We start from the raw sequence: 17,876 nt of genomic DNA, 5'->3' as shown, positions 1-17,876 counted from the left end.
GGCGGGCGGGGGCGGGGGGGGGGGCGGCCGCGGCGGGGGGGGCGCCCCCCCCCCCCCCCCCCCCCCGCCGCGATGAAGGTGACCACCGACGCCGTGCAGGTCCTCGGCGGCGCCGGCTACACCCGCGACTTCCCCGCCGAGCGGTACATGCGGGAGGCGAAGGTGCTGCAGATCTTCGAGGGCACCAACCAGATCCAACGCATGGTCATCGCCCGCGACCTCGCCAAGGGCTGACCCACCGGTTCGTCCGTGTCCCGTCAGCGGCGAAGCCGCTGAGCAGAAACCACCCGAGCGACCGGACCACCCGCAGGCTCCGCCGTTTTCCTGTCAGCGGCGAAGCCGCTGAGCGGCGACCACCAGAGCAAGACGACCATCCGCGGGTTCTCAGCGGTTTCCTCGCGAGGACAGCTTTTTCGCATGTGGCGGAGCCACCTGCGAAAAAGATCCCGCAGCGAGGAAACCGCTGAGGTTCCGCCACCCCACCCCCTCAGCAACGAGAGCGGGGATCCCGCATCAGAACGGGCGGAGGCCCCACTGGGCGATCCAGTCCTCGCCGGGCGGGAGGGTGATCAGGTCGGTGCCGGAGTTCAGCGCGTCCGGCGGGCAGGTCATCGGCTCGATCGCGACGGCCCGGCCGCGGCCCGGGAACTCGTCGTTGGTGTAGACCTGGACCCACTTGAACACCGGGTCCGCCCACAGCTCCACGCCGTGCCCGGCCGGGTCGGTCAACGAGTGCCGCACCAGCGGATCGCCCGGATCCGGCGCGGCCCCGCCGAACGCGGTGTCCAGCAGCACCCCGGCGAGGCGGCGGCCGCGGCGGAAGTCCTGCTCGTCGCCCTCCAGCGCGCGCGGCGGCCGCACCGGCAGCAGCCGTTCCGGGTCGACCGGCAGCACCGAGGACGCCGCGAGCCGCAGCGCGCACTCGTCGGTCTCGGCGAGCCCGGCGCGCGGGTACGGGTGCACGCCCACGCCGAACGGCACGGCGCGCTTGCCGAGGTTCTCCACGGTGTGCGTGACGGTCAGCCCCGTCGCGTCCAGCGAGTAGCCGATGGAGGTGAGCAGCGGCACCGGCCAGCCCGGCTGCACCGGCACCATCGCGTGCAGCACGATCGTCGACTCGGCGTGCTCGACCACGGTCCACGGGGTGTGCCGCAGCAGGCCGTGGATCGCGTTGTGCCGGTCCGGTTCGGTGAGCGCCAGCTGCTGCGGCTCCCGCTCCAGGGTCCAGCGTCCGTCGGCGACCCGGTTCGGCCACGGCACCAGCACCGCGCCTGCGCCGCCCGGTGGCCGCTGGTCGGCGTCGTAGGTCTCGGAGTACGCGATCCCGTCCACTTCGAACAGGCGCAGCGCCGCACCGACCTCGGTGACGACGGCGCGCGCACTGCCGCTGACGATCTCGAACTGCCTGCCGGTGGCGGCGACCAGATCATTCACACCGCCACTCTAGAACGTGCCCGGCGACCCCGGTGCGGACGCGGAAGAACCCCGCCCCCACGGGTGCTTCCGCACCGCGGGGACGGGGTTCCGGTCCGGCGATTACTTGGCGAGCTTGTCCGGGTCGAAGTCGACGCGGCCGGCGATCGCCCGGTTCACGCCCCAGAACACGACGCCGATGAGCAGCAGGCCCGCGGCGACCAGGTACTCGGCGACGGGACGGCCCGACAGCGGGCTCGCGAAGAACAGGCACAGCACCGCGCCCAGCACGGGCACCCAGGTGGGGGCCTTGAAGTGCTTGTGCTCCACCTCGTCCTTGCGCAGCACCAGCACCGCGATGTTGACGATGGCGAACACGACCAGCAGCAGCAGCGAGGTGGTGCTGCCCAGGTCCTCGATGTCCAGCAGGCTCACCAGCACCACGGCCAGCACGCTGGTGAACAGGATCGCGACCCACGGGGTCTGCCGGGAGCGGTGCACGCGGCCGAACACGGACGGGATGATCCGCTCGTTCGACATGCCGTAGACGAGGCGGCTCGCCATCAGCATGTTGATCAGCGCGGTGTTGGTGACCGCGAACAGCGCGATGATGGAGAACAGGATCGGCGGGAACCAGGGCGCGGCGGCCTTGACGACCAGCAGCAGCGGCGCGTCGGTGGCGGCCAGCTCATCGGTCGGCACCAGCGTCGAGGTGATCACCGCGATGATCAGGTAGATGCCCGCGGTGATGGACAGGCCCAGCAGCAGCGCGCGCGGGAACACCTTCGCCGGGTTCCGGGTCTCCTCGGCCATGTTCACCGAGTCCTCGAAGCCGACCATCGCGAAGAACGCCAGCGCGGTCGCGGAGGTGACCGCGAGCAGCGGGCTGGACTCCGGGTTGAACTCCAGCAACCGGCCCGGGTCCGGCGCCACCGCCGGGTCCTTGCTGCCGCTGATCAGCGCGACCGCGCCGAACAGGATGACGATGACCAGGCCGCCGAGCTCCACGCAGGTGAGCACGACGTTCATCTTCACCGACTCGCCCACGCCCCTGAAGTTGATCAGGGCGAGCAGCACCAGGAACGCAAGCGCCACCACGATCGCGACCGGCCCCACGCCGGGGAAGATCTCCTCCAGGTAGTTGCCGCTGAACGCCTGCGCGGCGGAGGCCGCCGAGGTGATCCCGGAGCACATCACGGCGAACGCGATGATGAAGGTGACGAAGTGGATGCCGAACGCGCGGTGCACGTACAGGGGCGCCCCACCCGCCTTCGGGTACTTGCCCACCAGCTCCAGGTAGCTGCAAGCGGTGAGGAACGCGACGACGAAGGCGACCACGAACGGGATCCACAACGCGCCGCCGACCTTGCCCGCGACCTTGCCGGTGAGGGAGTACACCGTGGTCCCGAGGATGTCGCCCACTACGAAGAACAAGAGCAGTTTCGGCCCCATGACCTTCTTCAGGCCGGGCTGCGCACCGTCGGGCGCGTCGTCGTTCATGGTCGTGTCGTTGGCCATGGCAGGAAAGTGTGCAGGGTGGTTCGACGTGATCTTGGAGCACCCCTGGTGGACGGCGTGCACCGTCGACGGCACCGGGCCCGCTCAGCGCATCGGCCCCGGACCGGGAACCGCTCGTCGGCCGAACCGCGTTGAGCCGAACGGCCCCGGCCGGACACGCTCAGCCGCGCGGCCGGCTCCGGATAGTCACCGGTTCCCGCAGTGCCGCGGCCCGGCTGATCCCTTCCGGTGGAGTCCGCGGGCGGCTCACTCGGACGGCGCGCGGTAACGCCAGAACGAGGGCGTGAGCACCGCTGCGCCCAGCGCGAGCACCACCACGAGCACGCCGCCCGCCGCCACCGCGGTCTGCGCGCCGATCACCGCACCGCCCGACCCGTGCAGCACGTCGGCGAGCCGCGGGCCGCCCGCGACGACGACGGTGAACACGCCCTGGATGCGGCCGCGCATCTCGTCGGTCGCCGCGGCCTGCAGCATCGAGCTGCGGTACACCATGCTCACCAGGTCGGCCCCGCCACCGATGGCGAGGAACAGCACGCCCAGCCACAGCGAGTCGGACAGCCCGAACCCGACGATGGCCACGCCCCACACGACGACGCCGATGGTGACGCCGACGCCGTGGCGCAGGATCCGGTGCAGCCACCCGGACAGCACGCCGAACGCGAACGCGCCCAGCGGGATCGCCGCGTACAGCCAGCCCAGCGCCGCGCCGCCGCCCGGCGGGTCGCCGTAGACGCGTTCGGCGAGCTCCGGGAACAGCGCCCGCGGCATGCCGAACACCATCGCGATGATGTCCATCAGGAACGAGGTGAGCAGCACCGGGTGCGTGCCCAGGTACCGGAACCCGTCGACCACCGAGCGCAGCCCGGCCTTCGTCGGAGCCCCCGCCAGCGGCGGCAGCGCGGGCAACCGGAACACCGCCCACACCGCGATGGTCAGCGCCACCGCGTCCACCAGGTACAGCACGGACAGGCCCAGCACCGGCAGCAGCACGCCGGCCAGCAGCGGCCCGATGACCGCGCCGAGCTGGAACACGGTGGACCCCAGCGCCTGCGCCGAGGGCAGCAGCGGCGCCGGGATGAGCCGGGCGATGGCCGCGCTGCGGGTCGGCATGTTCACCGCGAAGCAGGTCTGCTGCAGCGCGAACAGCACCAGCACCAGCCACACCGAACCGACGCCCGATGCGGCCACCAGCCACAGCAGCACGGCCGTCGCGGCGAGCCCGCTGTTGGTGAGCAGCAGCAGCTTCCGCCGGTCCACGGTGTCGGCGACGGCGCCGCCCCAGAGCCCGAACACCAGCAGCGGCACCAGGCCGAAGATCCCGGCGAGGCCGACGTACGCGGAGTTCCCGGTGAGGTCGTAGAGCTGCTTGGGCACCGCGACGGCGCTGAACTGGGCACCGACCGAGGTGACGATGCTGGAGGTCCACAGCCGCCGGTAGGCGGGGTAGCCGAGCGGCCGGGTGTCGAGGACGACCTTGCCGAGCAGCGATCGCCAGGATCGCCGGGTCCGCTCCCGCTCCGCGCGGCCGCTCTGCTGGTCCACGAGGAGCCAGCCTAGCCATGAGCGTGGCTAAGGAAACCAGGTCTTGTGACGCAGCCGACCACGCGCACCGGCGATCACGTGCGCGGACGTCCCCTTCGACCGGTTCGCACGACGGCGGGGGGGGGGGGGGGGGGGGGGCCCCCCCCCCCCCCCCCCCCCCCCCCCCCCCCCCCCCCCCCCCCGCCCCCCCGCTTCCTGGGAGTGGACGGAGAGCGCTAGCCCCCCTTGGCGGCCTTCCCGGTCCTGCTGACGATCAACCGGTAGATGCCCAGCACGATGATCGCGCCCACGATGGCCAGCAGCCACGTCCGCCACGACCAGAAGCTGCCCAGTCCGACGTGGAACACCCAGTTCCCGATCAGGCCACCGACGAAAGCCCCGACCACGCCCAGCAGCAAGGTGACGAGGATCCCGCCCGGATCCTTGCCCGGCATGATCAATTTGGCGATGGCGCCCACGATGAGCCCGAGAACGATCCATCCGATGATGCCCATGGCGCTACCCCTTCCTGCCTGGTGTGTGAACGCTGTGCCAGCGGCGCGGACCGCTGGTTCAGGCGTCCGGTGCTCGGGGCCTACCCCCCGATCGTGACGCTGATCGCGGATTCGCGCACCGCGAGCGACCGGCGACCACCTGCTTCGGGGAGAATGGGCGGTGATGGACACCGCGACCCCCGCTTCGAGCGCGCGCCCCGAATCCCCCGTCCCCGCGAGCGGCCAGGCAGGCGCCGCCGAGTCGAACGCCGCGCGCGGGACTCCGCGCAGCGTGCTGATCCTCGGTTCCACGGGGTCGATCGGGACCCAGGCGCTGGACGTGATCCGGAACAACCCCGGCCGGTTCCGCGTCGCGGGCCTCGCCGCCGGGGGCAGCGACCCGGCCGCGCTGGCCGCGCAGGCGCTGGAGTTCGAGGTCGAGGCGGTCGCCGTCGCCAAGGGCACCGCGGCCGAGGACGTACAGCTGGCGCTGTACGCGGAGGCGCAGCGGCTCGGCTACTCCACCGGCGGGTTCCGGATGCCGCGGCTGCTGGCCGGGCCGGACTCGACGACCGAGCTGGTGCAGAGCACCCCGGCCGACGTGGTGCTCAACGCGGTGGACGGCTCGCGCGGGCTGAAGCCGACCCTGGCCGCGCTGGAGACGGGCGCGACGCTGGCGCTGGCGAACAAGGAATCGCTGGTCGCGGGTGGCTCGCTGGTGCTGCGGGCGGCGAAGCCCGGCCAGATCGTGCCGGTGGACTCCGAGCACTCCGCGCTGGCGCAGTGCCTGGCGGGCGGCCGGGCCGACGAGGTGGACCGGCTGGTGCTGACCGCCTCGGGCGGGCCGTTCCGCGGCCGCAGCCGCGCGGAGCTGGAAGGCGTCACGCTGGAGCAGGCGCTCAAGCACCCGACCTGGGCGATGGGCACCGTCGTCACGATCAACTCGGCGACGCTGGTGAACAAGGGCCTGGAACTGATCGAGGCGCGGCTGCTGTTCGACGTCGGCTACGACCGGATCGACGTGGTGGTGCACCCGCAGTCGATCGTGCACTCGATGGTCACCTTCGTGGACGGCTCGACGCTGGCGCAGGCCAGCCCGCCGAACATGCGGCTGCCGATCGCGCTCGGCCTGGACTGGCCGAACCGGATAGCGAAGGCCGCGCCGCCGCTGTCGTTCACCGAGGCGTCCTCGTGGACGTTCGAACCGCTCGACGACGAGGCGTTCCCCGCGGTCTCGCTGGCCCGGCACGCCGGTTCCACCGGCGGCTGCCTGCCCGCGATCTTCAACGCGGCGAACGAGGAGGCGCTGGCCGCGTTCGTCGGAGGGAACAGTGGTTTCACCGGCATCGTGCAGACTGTGGAGCGGACCCTCGCGGCGGCCGACCAGTGGCGCGGTGAACCGCAGGGCGTGGACGAGGTCTTCGCAGCAGAGGAGTGGGCCCGAGTGAAATCCCGCGAGCTCGTAGCGGCAGGGAAGGTGCAGTGATGCTGGTCATCGTCGGCATCGTCCTGTTCTTCGTCGGACTGCTGCTGTCCATCGCCTGGCATGAGCTCGGTCACCTGCTCACCGCGAAGATGTTCGGCGTCAAGGTCACCCAGTACATGGTCGGCTTCGGCCGGACCGTCTGGTCGCGCAAGACGGCGGAGACCGAGTACGGGGTGAAGCTGATCCCGTTCGGCGGCTTCATCCGCATGATCGGCATGTTCCCGCCGAAGCGGGACGAGGAGTACGGGCGCACCGCCTCCTCCGCGCCGTGGCGGGTGATGATCGAGGACGCCCGGGAGGCCGCGGCCGAGGAGGTCACCCCCGAGGACGCGCACCGGCAGTTCTACCAGCGCAAACCGTGGAAGCGGATCATCGTTATGGCCGCCGGGCCGATCATGAACCTGATCCTCGCGGTGCTCATCTTCGCCGGGATCCTGATGGGCTACGGCAAGGCCGAGCTCACCACCTCGGTCTCGTCGATCAGCGAGTGCGTGGTGTCCGCCGACGCGCAGGACAAGGGCACCTGCCCGCCGGGGGCGCCGCCGTCGCCCGCCGCGGCCGCCGGGTTCCGGCCCGGCGACAAGATCGTCGAGTTCGACGGCAAGCCCTATGGCTCGTGGACGGAGCTGCAGAAGGCCATCCGCGGCTCCGCCGGCTCGGTCCCGATCGTGGTGGAACGCGGTGACCAGCGCCTCACCCTGCACGCCGACCTGATCCAGGACAGGCGGCCCGCGCTGGACGACCCGAAGCGGACCGAGGTCGTCGGATTCCTCGGGCTCACCCCGGACCAGGTCATGGTCCGCCAGGACGTCGGCGGCGTGGTCCGCACGATCGGCGGGTTCGTCAGCCTCACCGCGCAGAAGATCGTGGAGCTGCCGCAGCGGGTGCCGGACCTCATCTCCGCCATCGGCGGCAGCGAGCGGTCCGCGGATTCGCCGGTGGGCATCGTCGGGGCCAGTCGCATCGGCGGCGAGGTGCTGTCGATGGACCAGGTGTCGGTGGGCGCGCGGCTGATCACGATGCTGAACCTGCTGGCCGCGGTGAACCTCTCGCTGTTCGTGATGAACATGCTGCCGATCCTGCCGCTGGACGGCGGGCACATCGCCGGTGCGCTGTGGGAATCGGTGCGCCGCGGCTTCGCGAAGCTGGTGCGCAGGCCGGACCCGGGCCCGTTCGACACGGCGCGGCTGATGCCGCTGGCCTACGGGGTGACGTTGGTCTTCATCGCCTATTCGCTGCTGGTGCTCGTCGCCGACGTGGTGAACCCGGTGACGCTGATGTAGCGCTGCCGGGTGAACCGCCGGTGAACCCCGGGCGGCATCGCGCCGAGTGCCCTCCGTCGATCACGCCGGGTGATCAGTCCAGGGGTGAACCTTGCCCGTCCGGGGGAGTGGCTATCGGTATCGTGGTTCGGGGAACGGCGTGCGCCGGGTACCCGGAAGGCCACCCGGGGGCTTTCCCGGAGCGGTGGTGACGGGCTCGTCGCCGAGCCGTTCCGGCCGCGGGGCGCGGTACGAACCGCCTCGTCCCGCTGACACTCACGAGCGCATCCGCGCAGCGCAAAGGTGGAGAGGAATCGATGACCGTCGATCTGGGCATGCCCGCAGCACCCGCCCCGACACTGGGCGAACGGCGCAAGACCCGGCAACTGCAGGTCGGTGCGGTCGGAGTGGGCAGCGACCACCCCATCTCCGTGCAGAGCATGACCACCACCAACACCGCCGACATCAACGGCACGCTGCAGCAGATCGCGGAGCTCACCGCGTCCGGCTGCGACATCGTGCGGGTGGCCTGCCCGAGCGCCGACGACGCGGAAGCCCTGCCCGCGATCGCGCAGAAGTCGAAGATTCCGGTGATCGCCGACATCCACTTCCAGCCGAAGTACGTGTTCGCGGCCATCGAAGCGGGCTGCGCGGCCGTCCGGGTCAACCCGGGCAACATCCGCAAGTTCGACGACCAGGTCAAGGAGATCGCGCAGGCCGCCAAGGACCACGGCACGCCGATCCGGATCGGCGTCAACGCCGGCTCCCTCGACCCGCGGCTGATGAAGAAGTACGGCAAGGCCGTGCCGGAGGCGCTCGCCGAATCGGCCATGTGGGAAGCGGGCCTGTTCGCCGAGCACGACTTCCACGACATCAAGATCTCGGTGAAGCACAACGACCCGGTCGTGATGGTGCGCGCCTACGAGATCCTCGCCGAGCAGTGCGACTACCCGCTGCACCTCGGCGTCACCGAGGCCGGTCCCGCGTTCCAGGGCACGATCAAGTCGGCGGTCGCGTTCGGCTCGCTGCTGCGCCAGGGCATCGGGGACACGATCCGCGTCTCGCTGTCCGCGCCGCCGGTCGAGGAGATCAAGGTCGGCACCCAGATCCTGCAGTCGCTGAACCTGCGCCCGCGCAAGCTGGAGATCGTCTCCTGCCCGTCCTGCGGTCGCGCCCAGGTCGACGTCTACACCCTCGCCGAGGAGGTCACCGCCGGGCTGGAGGGCATGGAGGTGCCGCTGCGCGTCGCCGTCATGGGCTGCGTCGTGAACGGCCCCGGCGAGGCCCGCGAAGCCGACCTCGGCGTCGCCTCCGGCAACGGCAAGGGCCAGATCTTCGTGAAGGGCGAGGTCATCAAGACCGTGCCCGAGGCCAAGATCGTGGAGACGCTGATCGAGGAGGCCATGCGCATCGCCGAGACGATGGAGGGCGCCGAGGAGCAGGGCGAGGGCGCCCCCGTCGTCACCGTCGGCTGACCGCAGGCCCACGGGCCCGCGGCGGGAGCGATCCACCGCGACCGTGGCGGCCTGATGTCCGCGGAGCACTGCAGGCCCGTCGGGAGATCCGGCGGGCCTGGCTCGTTCGTGGGCGGTTCGTCCGGAGTCAGGGGCGGGCTGCTCGGCACGGAGCGTCATCGGTGGCCCCGATGACCGCGCCGTCGCTGCGCCATCCGGGTGATACCCGGAGGGATTGTGCTGGGTACGTCGGGTAGGGGAGCCTGCGAGCGGTCCGGTCTGGCAGTCTTTACCCGTGCTGAAGCTCGTCGGAGCCCGCCTGCTGGAGGATCGGGACGCGCCCCAGGTCCGCACCGCGCTGGGCAGGGACCCGGTCGCGGCCTGCATGGTGGCCTCCCGCGTCGAAGCGGCGGGACTGCGGCCCAGCAGGCTCGGCGCCGAGGTGTGGGGCTACGGCAGCAGGCTCGAAGGGCTCTGCTTCTCCGGCGTCAACCTCATCCCGCTGTCCGGCGGGCCCGACGCGATGCGCGCCTTCGCCGACCGGGTGCTGCGCCGCCGCCGGGTGTGCTCCTCGCTCGTCGGTCCCGCCGAGCAGGTGCTGGCGCTGTGGGACGAGCTCGCCGGCCAGTGGGGGCCCGCGCGGGAGATCCGCGAGGAGCAGCCGCTGCTGGTGCTCACCGGTGCCCCGGCGGTCCGCCCCGACCAGCAGGTGCGCCAGGTCCGGCCGGACGAGCTGGACCGGTACCTGCCCGCCGCGATCGCCATGTTCACCGAGGAGGTCGGCATCGACCCGTCCCGGGACGGCGGTGCCGCCGGGTACCGGGCGCGCGTCGCCGAGCTGATCGCCGCCGGTCGCGCCTTCGCCCGGTTCGAGAACGGCGAAGTCGTGTTCAAGGCGGAGATCGGCGCGATGTCCCAGGCCGCCGGCCAGATCCAAGGGGTGTGGGTGCACCCGGACAAGCGCAGCTCCGGGCTCGGCACCGCGGGCACCGCCGCCGTCGCCGACCGCCTCGTCCGCGGGCTGGGGCGCGCCGCGAGCCTCTACGTCAACGGGTTCAACATCGCCGCCCGGATCGCCTACAACAAGGTCGGTTTCCAGCAGTTAGGCACCTTCAGCACGATCTTGCTCTGAGTCCGGGCGGGACTCCCGGCGCCGCCGCCACCGGCCGGACGCGGGCGCCGATCGCGGGACGACGTTGCCCCATCGGACCCCACGAATTGCGCGAACGGGCCAACCTCGTCCGGGGGAACGGGTGGTGGGTTCGGAGCTGTCATCGTCTTAGGCATACTTCCGGGGGTGCGTTCTTCACGGATCTTCCCCCAGCGGCGCCCGCGGGCGAGGCTGCTCGCCGCGTGCACCGGACTGGCGATGACCCTGCCCGTCTCGGGTTGCGGCCTGTTCGATTCCGGGCCGTCCGCCCAAGAGGTCGCCACGGCGTTCCTGAACACCGTCGCCGCCGGGGACACCGCGGGCGCGGCCGGCCGGACCGACGCCCCGGAGAAGGCCCGGCAGGCCCTGGACGACGCGCGCGGCGAGCTGTCCCCGCGCGCGATCAACTTCAACGTGACCCAGGTCGTCGAGGACGAGGGCGGCGCCCCCGCCCGCGCCACCTTCGACGCGAACTGGGACCTCGGTGACGGTCGCGCCTGGCAGTACCGGGGCGCGCTGGAGCTCAGCGAATCCGACCAGGGCTGGAAGGTGCACTGGGCGCCGTCGGTGCTGCACCCGAAGCTCGCCGACGGCCAGCGGCTCGCGTTCGACGAGCAGCGCCCGGAACCGCAGCCGGTGCTCGACCGCGAAGGCACCGAGCTGATGCGGCCCGAGCAGATCGTCACCGTCACCCTCGACCCGCAGGCCGCGGGCGACCTGCCCGGCGTGGCCGAGCAGCTCGCCGCCGGGTTGCAGCCGGTGGACCCGGAGATCACCCGGCAGACCATCGTCGACGGCGTGAACGCCACCGAAGCCGGCCAGCCGTACGTGGTGGTGTCGCTGCGCCAGGACGATTACGACCGGGTGCGCCCGGCGATCTACGACCTGCCCGGGGTGCGGTTCCCGGCGCAGACGAAGCTGGTCGCCGAGGAGCGCGGGTACGCCGCGCAAGCCCTGTCCGGGGTGTCCGAGCAGGTCGACGAGCAGATCACCGCGAACGCGGGCTGGAACGTGCACACCGCGGACGCGAACGGTGCCCCGATCGAGGTCCTCCAGGAGCAGCCGATCCGGCCGGTGGACCAGGTGCGCACCACGCTCAGCGACCGGACCCAGCGGGCCGCGGAACAGGCCCTGGACCCGGTGCCGCAGGCCGCGATGATCGTCGCGATGCAGCCCTCCACCGGCGACGTGCTGGCGGTCGCGCAGAACGACCCGGCCGACGCCCAGGGCGCCCCGGCGCTGACCGGCCAGTTCCCGCCCGGATCCACCTTCAAGATCATGACCGCGGCGGCGGGCCTGGAGGCGGGCAAGGTGACCGTCGACCAGCCGGTGGAGTGCCCGGCCAGCAAGGTCTTCGACGGCCGCACCATCCCGAACGACAAGGACTTCGACCTGGGCGTCGTGCCGTTGCGCACCGCGTTCGCGAAGTCCTGCAACACCACGTTCGCGCAGCTCGCGGTGGATCTGCCCGCGCAGGCGCTGACCGACATGGCGAAGCGGCTCGGCATCGGCGTCGACTTCGACGTCCCGGGCATCACCACGATCACCGGCCAGGCGCCGCCCGGGGAGAACACCACCGGCCGCGCCGCGAACGGCTTCGGGCAGGGCACCGTGCTGACCAGCCCGTTCGGGATGGCGTTGGCCTCGGCGACGGTCGCGAACGGGTCGATGCCCATCCCGAAGTTGATCGAGGGCGCCGAGACGAAGGCCGACTCGCAGGTGGCTCCGCTGTCGCCGCAGGTCCTGGACCAGTTGCGGCCGATGATGCGGGAGGTCGTGCTGTCCGGGACGGCCACCGCCGTAGCCGGGGAGGGCGAGGTCGCGGGCAAGACCGGCACCGCGCAGTTCGGCGACGGCACGCATTCGCACGGCTGGTTCGTCGGCTACCGCGACGACCTGGCGTTCGCGGTGCTGCTGGAGGACTCGGGCGAGTCCAAGCCCGCGGTGCAGGTCGCGCAGAGCTTCCTGTCGAACGTGCCCTGACCGGCCGCGCGGCGGACGTCGAGATCATCCGTTCGAGTGAGTCCGCGGTCGATCTTCAGGTGCTACCTTGTAGCGCATGGAGCGGATCGGGGTGCGCGAGCTGCGGCAGAACGCCAGCCGGTACCTGCGCCGGGTGGCGACCGGGGAATCGATCCTGATCACCGATCGCGGACGCACGGTCGCGGTGCTCAACCCGCCGTCGCGCGAGCGCTCGCTCTACGACGAGCTGATCGCCGCCGGGGAGCTCATCCCCGGCGACGGCGGTGAGCTGCCGGAACCGCTCGACGCGGACGGTCCGCTCGGCGACGACCGAGGTGAACGGGAGCGGCATTGATCTACTTCGATTCCTCCGCGCTGGTGAAGCTGATCGCGCCCGAGCCGGAGAGCGTGGCGCTGAGCGAATGGGTGCGGGCCCGCCTGGAGCAGCCCCGCATCACCAGCGCCATCTCCCAGGTGGACGTGCTGCGCACGTTCCGCGAGCAGGGACCGGCCATCGAGGACCTGGCCACGATCGTCCTGTCGAAGCTGGACCGGCTGCCGGTGAAGCAGGACGTGCTGGACGGCGCGGCCGCGCTGCGGTCGCGGGTGAGCCCGCTGGAGGCGATCCACCTCGCCTCCGCCTGCAAGCTCCGCGAGGGCCTGCACGCCTACGTCTCCTACGACGGGGCGCTGCTGGCCGCCGCCGCGGAGGAAGGTCTCGCCACCGCATCGCCGGGGGCTTGACCAGCGGAGATCGTGCCCGGGGCGGGGCGGTCGGGGCCGAGTGGCACGCTCTAGAGTGAAGGGCATGCCCGTACGCGCACCGTTGCAGCCAGGAGTCCAGACGCCCCGCCGGCCGGTGCCGGTGACGATCGAGCGGCCCGAGTACGTCGACAAGCCCGCTCCGCGGCGCAACACCGACCCGGACGTGCAGCCGCCCGAGGTGATCGAGGCGATGCGCGTGGCGGGCAGGCTGGCCGCGCAGGCGCTGGAGCTGGCGGGCAAGACGGTCCAGCCGGGCGTGACCACCGACCGCGTGGACGAGGTGGTGCACGAGTTCTTCGTGGACCACGGGGTGTACCCGTCGACGCTCGGCTACCGCGGTTTCCCGAAGTCCTGCTGCACCTCGCTGAACGAGGTGATCTGCCACGGCATCCCGGACTCGACGGTGATCGAGGACGGCGACATCGTCAACGTCGACGTCACCGGGTTCGTCGGCGGCGTGCACGGCGACACGAACGCGACCTTCATCGCGGGCGAGGCCTCCGAGGAGGTGCGGCTGCTGGTGGAGCGGACCCACGAGGCCACGATGCGCGGCATCAAGGCGGCGAAGCCGGGCCGCCAGCTCAACGTGGTGGGGCGCGTCATCGAGTCCTACGCGAAGCGGTTCGGCTACGGCGTGGTGCGCGACTTCACCGGGCACGGCATCGGGCGTTCGTTCCACTCCGGGCTGGTGGTGCTGCACTACGACGAGCCGTCGGTGCAGACGGTGCTGGAGCCGGGCATGACGTTCACCATCGAGCCGATGATCACGCTCGGCACCCACGAGTACGACCTGTGGGAGGACGGCTGGACGGTGACCACGCAGGACAAGTCGTGGACCGCCCAGTTCGAGCACACCATCTTGATCACCGAGGACGGCAACGAGATCCTCACCCTGCCGTGAGCGGGTTGCTCGTCGCGGGCACGACCTCGGACGCGGGCAAGAGCGTGCTGGTCGCCGGCATCTGCCGGTGGCTGGCGCGGGAGGGCGTTCGGGTGGCGCCGTTCAAGGCGCAGAACATGTCGAACAACTCCGTGGTGTGCCCGGACGGCGGCGAGATCGGCCGCGCGCAGGCGGTGCAGGCCGCGGCGTGCGGGCTGGCGCCGTCGGTGCGGTTCAACCCGGTGCTGCTCAAGCCGGGCGGGGACCGCACCTCGCAGGTCGTGGTGCTGGGCCGGGTCGCCGGGGAGGTCACGGCGCTGTCATACCGGGAGCGCAAGGCGGCCCTGCTGGAGGTCGTGTCGGCGACGTTGCAGGAGCTGCGCGGCGAGTACGACCAGGTGATCTGCGAGGGCGCCGGGTCGCCCGCGGAGATCAACCTGCGGGCCACCGACATCGCGAACATGGGGTTGGCGCAGGCGGCGGGCTTGCCGGTGCTGGTGGTCGGCGACATCGACCGGGGCGGGGTGTTCGCCGCGCTCTACGGCACCTTGGCGCTGCTGGACGCCGCGGACCAGGCGCTGGTCACCGGGTTCGTGATCAACAAGTTCCGGGGCGATCCGGCGCTGCTCGAATCCGGGCTGGCGCAGGTGAAGGCGCTGACCGGGCGGCCGGTGCAGGGTGTGCTGCCGTGGTCGGAGGAGCTGTGGCTGGACGCGGAGGACTCGCTGTCCTACGTCGCCGACGGCGTGGTGGGCAGCCCGGCGCCGCCGCGCGGTGACCAGTGGCTGCGGGTGGCGGTGCCGAAGCTGCCGCGCATCTCGAACGCCACCGACATCGAGGCGCTGGCCGCGGAACCGGGCGTGGCGGTGCGGTTCGTGACCGAGCCGTCGCGGCTGACCGACGCGGACCTGGTGGTGCTGCCCGGGTCGAAGGCGACCGTCTCGGACCTGGCGTGGCTGCACCGCACCGGGCTGGCGGACGCGGTGCTCGCGCACGCGCGGGCGGGGCTGCCGGTGTTCGGGATCTGCGGTGGTTTCCAGATGCTGTCGCGGCGGATCACCGACGAGGTGGAGTCCGGCGGCGGCGTCGTGGACGGGCTGGGCCTGCTCGACGTGGAGATCGAGTTCGCGGCGGAGAAGACGCTGCGCACGCCGAGCGGCACCGCCTTCGGCGAACCGGTCACCGGCTACGAGATCCACCACGGCGTCCCGGTGCGGCCGGGCGACGCGCTGATTCCGCTGCTGGAGACCGGGTCCGGCCCGGAGGGCGCGGTGGACGGCGCGGTGGCGGGCACGCACTGGCACGGGCTGTTCGAGAACGACGCGTTCCGCCGCCGGTTCCTCGCGCACGTCGCCGCGCAGGCGGGGCGGGACGGGTTCACCGCCGCGCCGGACGTGTCGTTCGCGGCGCTGCGCGAGGGGCAGCTGGACCTGCTCGGCGATCTGGTGGAGCGGCACCTGGACACCGGTGCGCTGCGGCGGTTGCTGGACCGCGGTGCGCCGTGCGGGTTGCCGGTGATCGGTCCCGCGGCGATGCGTGCCGGGGAGTGACGCGGGTAACGTCGTGAGCATGGCGACTGAATTCTCCGCGGACGAAGCGCAGGCGCGGCTGCAGGAGCTGCTGGACCGCGTGGAATCGGGGGAGGAGATCGTCATCACCCGGTTCGGGGCGCCGTCGGTGGCGCTGCACCGCGCGGGTTCCCGCCGCTCACCGGAGGTGGTGAGCGCGGGCGTGCTCACCGCGGCGTGGCTGGCGCCGATCGCCGGCGGTGCGGTCGCGGACGCCGGGTTCGACGTGGGGACCGACTACTCGCCGGGCGAGGTCGGCTTCTCCGGCTGAGCGCTGAGCGAGTCGAGCAGCTCGTCGAGGAAGCCGCCCGCTTCGGTCGCGGCCCGGTGCGCGTCGCCGGAGCGCACCGCGTCGAGCAGCGCGGTGTGCGAGACCTGGGTGACCGAGGCCGGGTCGAAGGTGGTGGCGACGCTGGACTGCACCGCCTCGCTGATCCCCTCGTAGAGCCCGATCAGCAGCACGTTGTGCGAGGCGGCGACGAGCCGCAGGTGGAACCGGGTGTCCTTGTCGACGACCTGCTCTGGGTCCCGCTGCTCCAGCGCCGCGTCGCGGGCCGTCAGCAGCGCGTCCAGTTCGGCGAGGTCCTCGTCGGTGCGGGCGGCGGCGGCGAGCCGGGCGGCCTCGACTTCCAGGGCGCGGCGCACTTCGAGGATGCGGCGCAGTTCGGAGCCGCAGAGGCGGCGCACGGCACCGGAGAGCTCGTTGGTGGCGCGGACGAAGGTCCCGTCGCCTTGGCGCACTTCCAGCAGGCCGGCGTGGGCGAGGGCGCGCACCGCCTCGCGGACCGTGTTGCGGCCGACGCCGAGGGCGGTGACGAGCTCGGATTCGGTGGGGATGCGTTCCCCCAGCGGCCATTCCCCGGAACTCACCAGGGTGCGCATCTGCGCGATGACCTGCTCGACCAGACCCGTGCGCTGGGTGGTGACCAAAGGCACTGAAGGGTCCTTTCATCCAAACATCCTATGTTTGCCATACTAGGCGGCGATGTCTCCTGAGTCGCACACCCAGCCCCCGATCGACCGAGTTCCCGACGACCGTGTGACCGACCAGGATGCCAGGACGGCGGCGCACGCCGTGTCCGGTACCCCGGCCGACGACGCCTCCAGGCCGGCCGCGGCCGAGGCGTTGGTCAACGAAGGCGCCGCCGAGACGATGGCGCCCCGCGGCCGCGCCGTCGCGGGCGGCGGCCTGCTGCTGGCGGGCGTGGCGCTCGCCGCGGCGAACATGCGGCCCGCCGTCACCAGCCTCGCCTCCATCCTCGGTGAGGTCCGCGATTCGCTGGGCGCGGGCAGCACGTGGGCGAGCATCGTGACCTCGGTGCCGACGCTGTGCTTCGGCCTCGCCGGGATCGGTGCCCCGCTGCTCGCCCGCCGGTGGGGGATGAACCGGGTGGTGGGCGCCTCGCTGGCGCTGCTGACCGCCGCGATGATCGCCCGCGTGCTCGGTGGCCCGTGGACGCTGCTGGCGGGCACCGTGCTGGTGTGCGCGTCGATCGCGATGTGCAACGTGCTGATCCCCGTGGTGGTGAAGGAGTCCTTCCCCGGGCGCGTCGGCTTGGCCACCGGGCTCTACACGACGGCGATGGCCGCCGGTGGCGCGTCCGGTTCGGCGCTGACCCCGTACCTGAACTCGGCGACCGGGAGCTGGCGGCTGTCGCTGGCGACGTGGATGGTCGTTGCGCTGGCCGCGCTGTGCCTCTGGGTGCCCGGCACCCGCGGACACGGCTCGAAGGCCGTCGCGGCGCCGAAGGGCGAACGCCGGTCGCTGATGCGCAACCCGCTGGCCTGGCTGATCACGTTCTACTTCGCGATGCAGTCGACCGTCGCCTACGTGGTGATGGGCTGGCTGCCGGAGGTGTTCAAGGGCGCGGGCATGGACGCGACCTCGGCGGGGGCGCTGCTGGGCGCGCTGCTGCTGATCGGCGTGCCGATCAACATGGTGCTGCCGCCGCTGGTGACGCGGACTCGCGGGCAGTCCGGATGGGCGCTGCTGCTGGGCGTGCTCATGTTCGCCGGGCTGCTGGGGTTGCTGATGGCGCCGCTGGCCGCACCGGTGCTGTGGGCGGTGCTGATCGGGATCGGGATGAGCGCGTTCCCGCTGGCGCTGGTGATGATCTCGCTGCGCACCCGGAACGCCGCCGACACCGGGCAGCTCTCGGCGATGGCGCAGAGCATCGGCTACCTGATCGCCGCCTCGGGCCCGTTCCTGTTCGGGATGCTGCACGACGTGACGGCGGCCTGGGCGGTGTCGCTGGTGGCGTTGCTGATCATCGTGGTGGTGCAGACGGTCGTCGGCATGCTCGCCGGCCGCCCGCGCACGATCTGACCGGGGTCCCTGAACTCGGGTCGCTGAGTGCTCGGGCTGCGTGCTGGGTCGCTGCTCAGCGGTTTCGCCGCTGACAG

The 17,876-nt window shown here is 71.9% G+C and carries 17 protein-coding genes; 12 read left to right on the top strand and 5 right to left on the bottom strand.

Features of this window, described 5'->3' with window-relative positions:
- Positions 1-234: acyl-CoA dehydrogenase family protein (locus LCD31_RS07410; RefSeq protein WP_255623070.1), on the top strand; the 234-nt coding region annotated here is incomplete at its 5' end.
- 279 nt (positions 235-513) lie between these two features.
- Here LCD31_RS07410 and LCD31_RS07405 read toward each other — a convergent pair.
- The 4 genes from LCD31_RS07405 to LCD31_RS07390 all read right to left on the bottom strand — a co-directional run bounded on the left by LCD31_RS07405 (position 514) and on the right by LCD31_RS07390 (position 4,967).
- Entirely contained in the window at positions 514-1,434 is a 921-nt protein-coding gene (locus tag LCD31_RS07405) for an aldose 1-epimerase family protein (RefSeq protein ID WP_224956843.1), read from the bottom strand.
- A 102-nt stretch (positions 1,435-1,536) separates the two neighbouring features.
- The gene (locus LCD31_RS07400) at positions 1,537-2,931 is read right to left on the bottom strand and encodes an APC family permease (protein WP_224956842.1); all 1,395 of its coding nucleotides are present in this window, start codon (positions 2,929-2,931) and stop codon (positions 1,537-1,539) included.
- A 246-nt stretch (positions 2,932-3,177) separates the two neighbouring features.
- A complete protein-coding gene (locus LCD31_RS07395) occupies positions 3,178-4,473 on the bottom strand; it encodes an MFS transporter (RefSeq protein ID WP_224956840.1) in 1,296 nt (431 codons plus the stop codon).
- Between the two features lie 215 nt (positions 4,474-4,688).
- Positions 4,689-4,967 (bottom strand): GlsB/YeaQ/YmgE family stress response membrane protein, encoded by a 279-nt coding sequence (locus LCD31_RS07390; protein WP_224956838.1) that lies wholly within the window; start codon positions 4,965-4,967, stop codon positions 4,689-4,691.
- Between the two features lie 271 nt (positions 4,968-5,238).
- Between LCD31_RS07390 and dxr the strand changes: the two genes are divergently transcribed.
- The 10 genes from dxr to LCD31_RS07340 all read left to right on the top strand — a co-directional run bounded on the left by dxr (position 5,239) and on the right by LCD31_RS07340 (position 15,744).
- On the top strand, positions 5,239-6,432 hold the full coding sequence (gene dxr / locus LCD31_RS07385) for a 1-deoxy-D-xylulose-5-phosphate reductoisomerase (RefSeq protein ID WP_224956846.1): 1,194 nt from the start codon (positions 5,239-5,241) through the stop codon (positions 6,430-6,432).
- Positions 6,432-7,715, top strand: coding sequence for an RIP metalloprotease (locus LCD31_RS07380; RefSeq protein ID WP_224956836.1), 1,284 nt, complete (start codon positions 6,432-6,434; stop codon positions 7,713-7,715). Before dxr ends, LCD31_RS07380 begins: the two co-directional genes overlap by 1 nt.
- A 296-nt stretch (positions 7,716-8,011) precedes the next feature.
- A complete protein-coding gene (ispG, locus tag LCD31_RS07375; protein WP_224956835.1) occupies positions 8,012-9,169 on the top strand; it encodes a flavodoxin-dependent (E)-4-hydroxy-3-methylbut-2-enyl-diphosphate synthase in 1,158 nt (385 codons plus the stop codon).
- 274 nt (positions 9,170-9,443) lie between these two features.
- On the top strand, positions 9,444-10,280 hold the full coding sequence (locus LCD31_RS07370; protein WP_224956834.1) for a DUF4081 domain-containing GNAT family N-acetyltransferase: 837 nt from the start codon (positions 9,444-9,446) through the stop codon (positions 10,278-10,280).
- 165 nt (positions 10,281-10,445) lie between these two features.
- The gene (locus LCD31_RS07365; RefSeq protein WP_308015826.1) at positions 10,446-12,281 is read left to right on the top strand and encodes a penicillin-binding transpeptidase domain-containing protein; all 1,836 of its coding nucleotides are present in this window, start codon (positions 10,446-10,448) and stop codon (positions 12,279-12,281) included.
- Positions 12,282-12,357: 76 nt separating this feature from the next.
- Entirely contained in the window at positions 12,358-12,615 is a 258-nt protein-coding gene (locus LCD31_RS07360; protein ID WP_224956833.1) for a type II toxin-antitoxin system Phd/YefM family antitoxin, read from the top strand.
- Entirely contained in the window at positions 12,612-13,004 is a 393-nt protein-coding gene (locus tag LCD31_RS07355; protein ID WP_224956832.1) for a PIN domain-containing protein, read from the top strand. Before LCD31_RS07360 ends, LCD31_RS07355 begins: the two co-directional genes overlap by 4 nt.
- Before the next feature lie 64 nt (positions 13,005-13,068).
- Complete coding sequence (gene map / locus LCD31_RS07350) at positions 13,069-13,926, top strand: type I methionyl aminopeptidase (RefSeq protein ID WP_224956831.1); 858 nt, start codon at positions 13,069-13,071, stop codon at positions 13,924-13,926.
- Complete coding sequence (locus tag LCD31_RS07345) at positions 13,923-15,455, top strand: cobyric acid synthase (RefSeq protein WP_224956830.1); 1,533 nt, start codon at positions 13,923-13,925, stop codon at positions 15,453-15,455. Before map ends, LCD31_RS07345 begins: the two co-directional genes overlap by 4 nt.
- Before the next feature lie 19 nt (positions 15,456-15,474).
- Positions 15,475-15,744 (top strand): type II toxin-antitoxin system Phd/YefM family antitoxin, encoded by a 270-nt coding sequence (locus LCD31_RS07340; protein ID WP_224956829.1) that lies wholly within the window; start codon positions 15,475-15,477, stop codon positions 15,742-15,744.
- On the opposite strand, the gene LCD31_RS07335 is transcribed toward LCD31_RS07340, so the two are convergent.
- Positions 15,711-16,409, bottom strand: a complete 699-nt coding sequence (locus tag LCD31_RS07335; RefSeq protein WP_224956828.1) for a FadR/GntR family transcriptional regulator — start codon at positions 16,407-16,409, stop codon at positions 15,711-15,713. The two genes, LCD31_RS07340 and LCD31_RS07335, sit on opposite strands and share 34 nt — an antisense overlap.
- A gap of 103 nt (positions 16,410-16,512) precedes the next feature.
- On the opposite strand from LCD31_RS07335, the gene LCD31_RS07330 reads away from it, so the two are divergent.
- Positions 16,513-17,799, top strand: coding sequence for an MFS transporter (locus LCD31_RS07330; RefSeq protein ID WP_224956827.1), 1,287 nt, complete (start codon positions 16,513-16,515; stop codon positions 17,797-17,799).
- Positions 17,800-17,876: the final 77 nt, after the last annotated feature.

Origin of the sequence: Saccharopolyspora sp. 6M (genome assembly GCF_020176775.1) — a bacterium.
In the GTDB taxonomy this organism is placed as follows: domain Bacteria; phylum Actinomycetota; class Actinomycetes; order Mycobacteriales; family Pseudonocardiaceae; genus Saccharopolyspora_C; species Saccharopolyspora_C gregorii.
The sequence above is the reverse complement of the archived record's forward strand: the minus strand, read 5'-3'. Positions and strand labels throughout refer to the sequence as shown.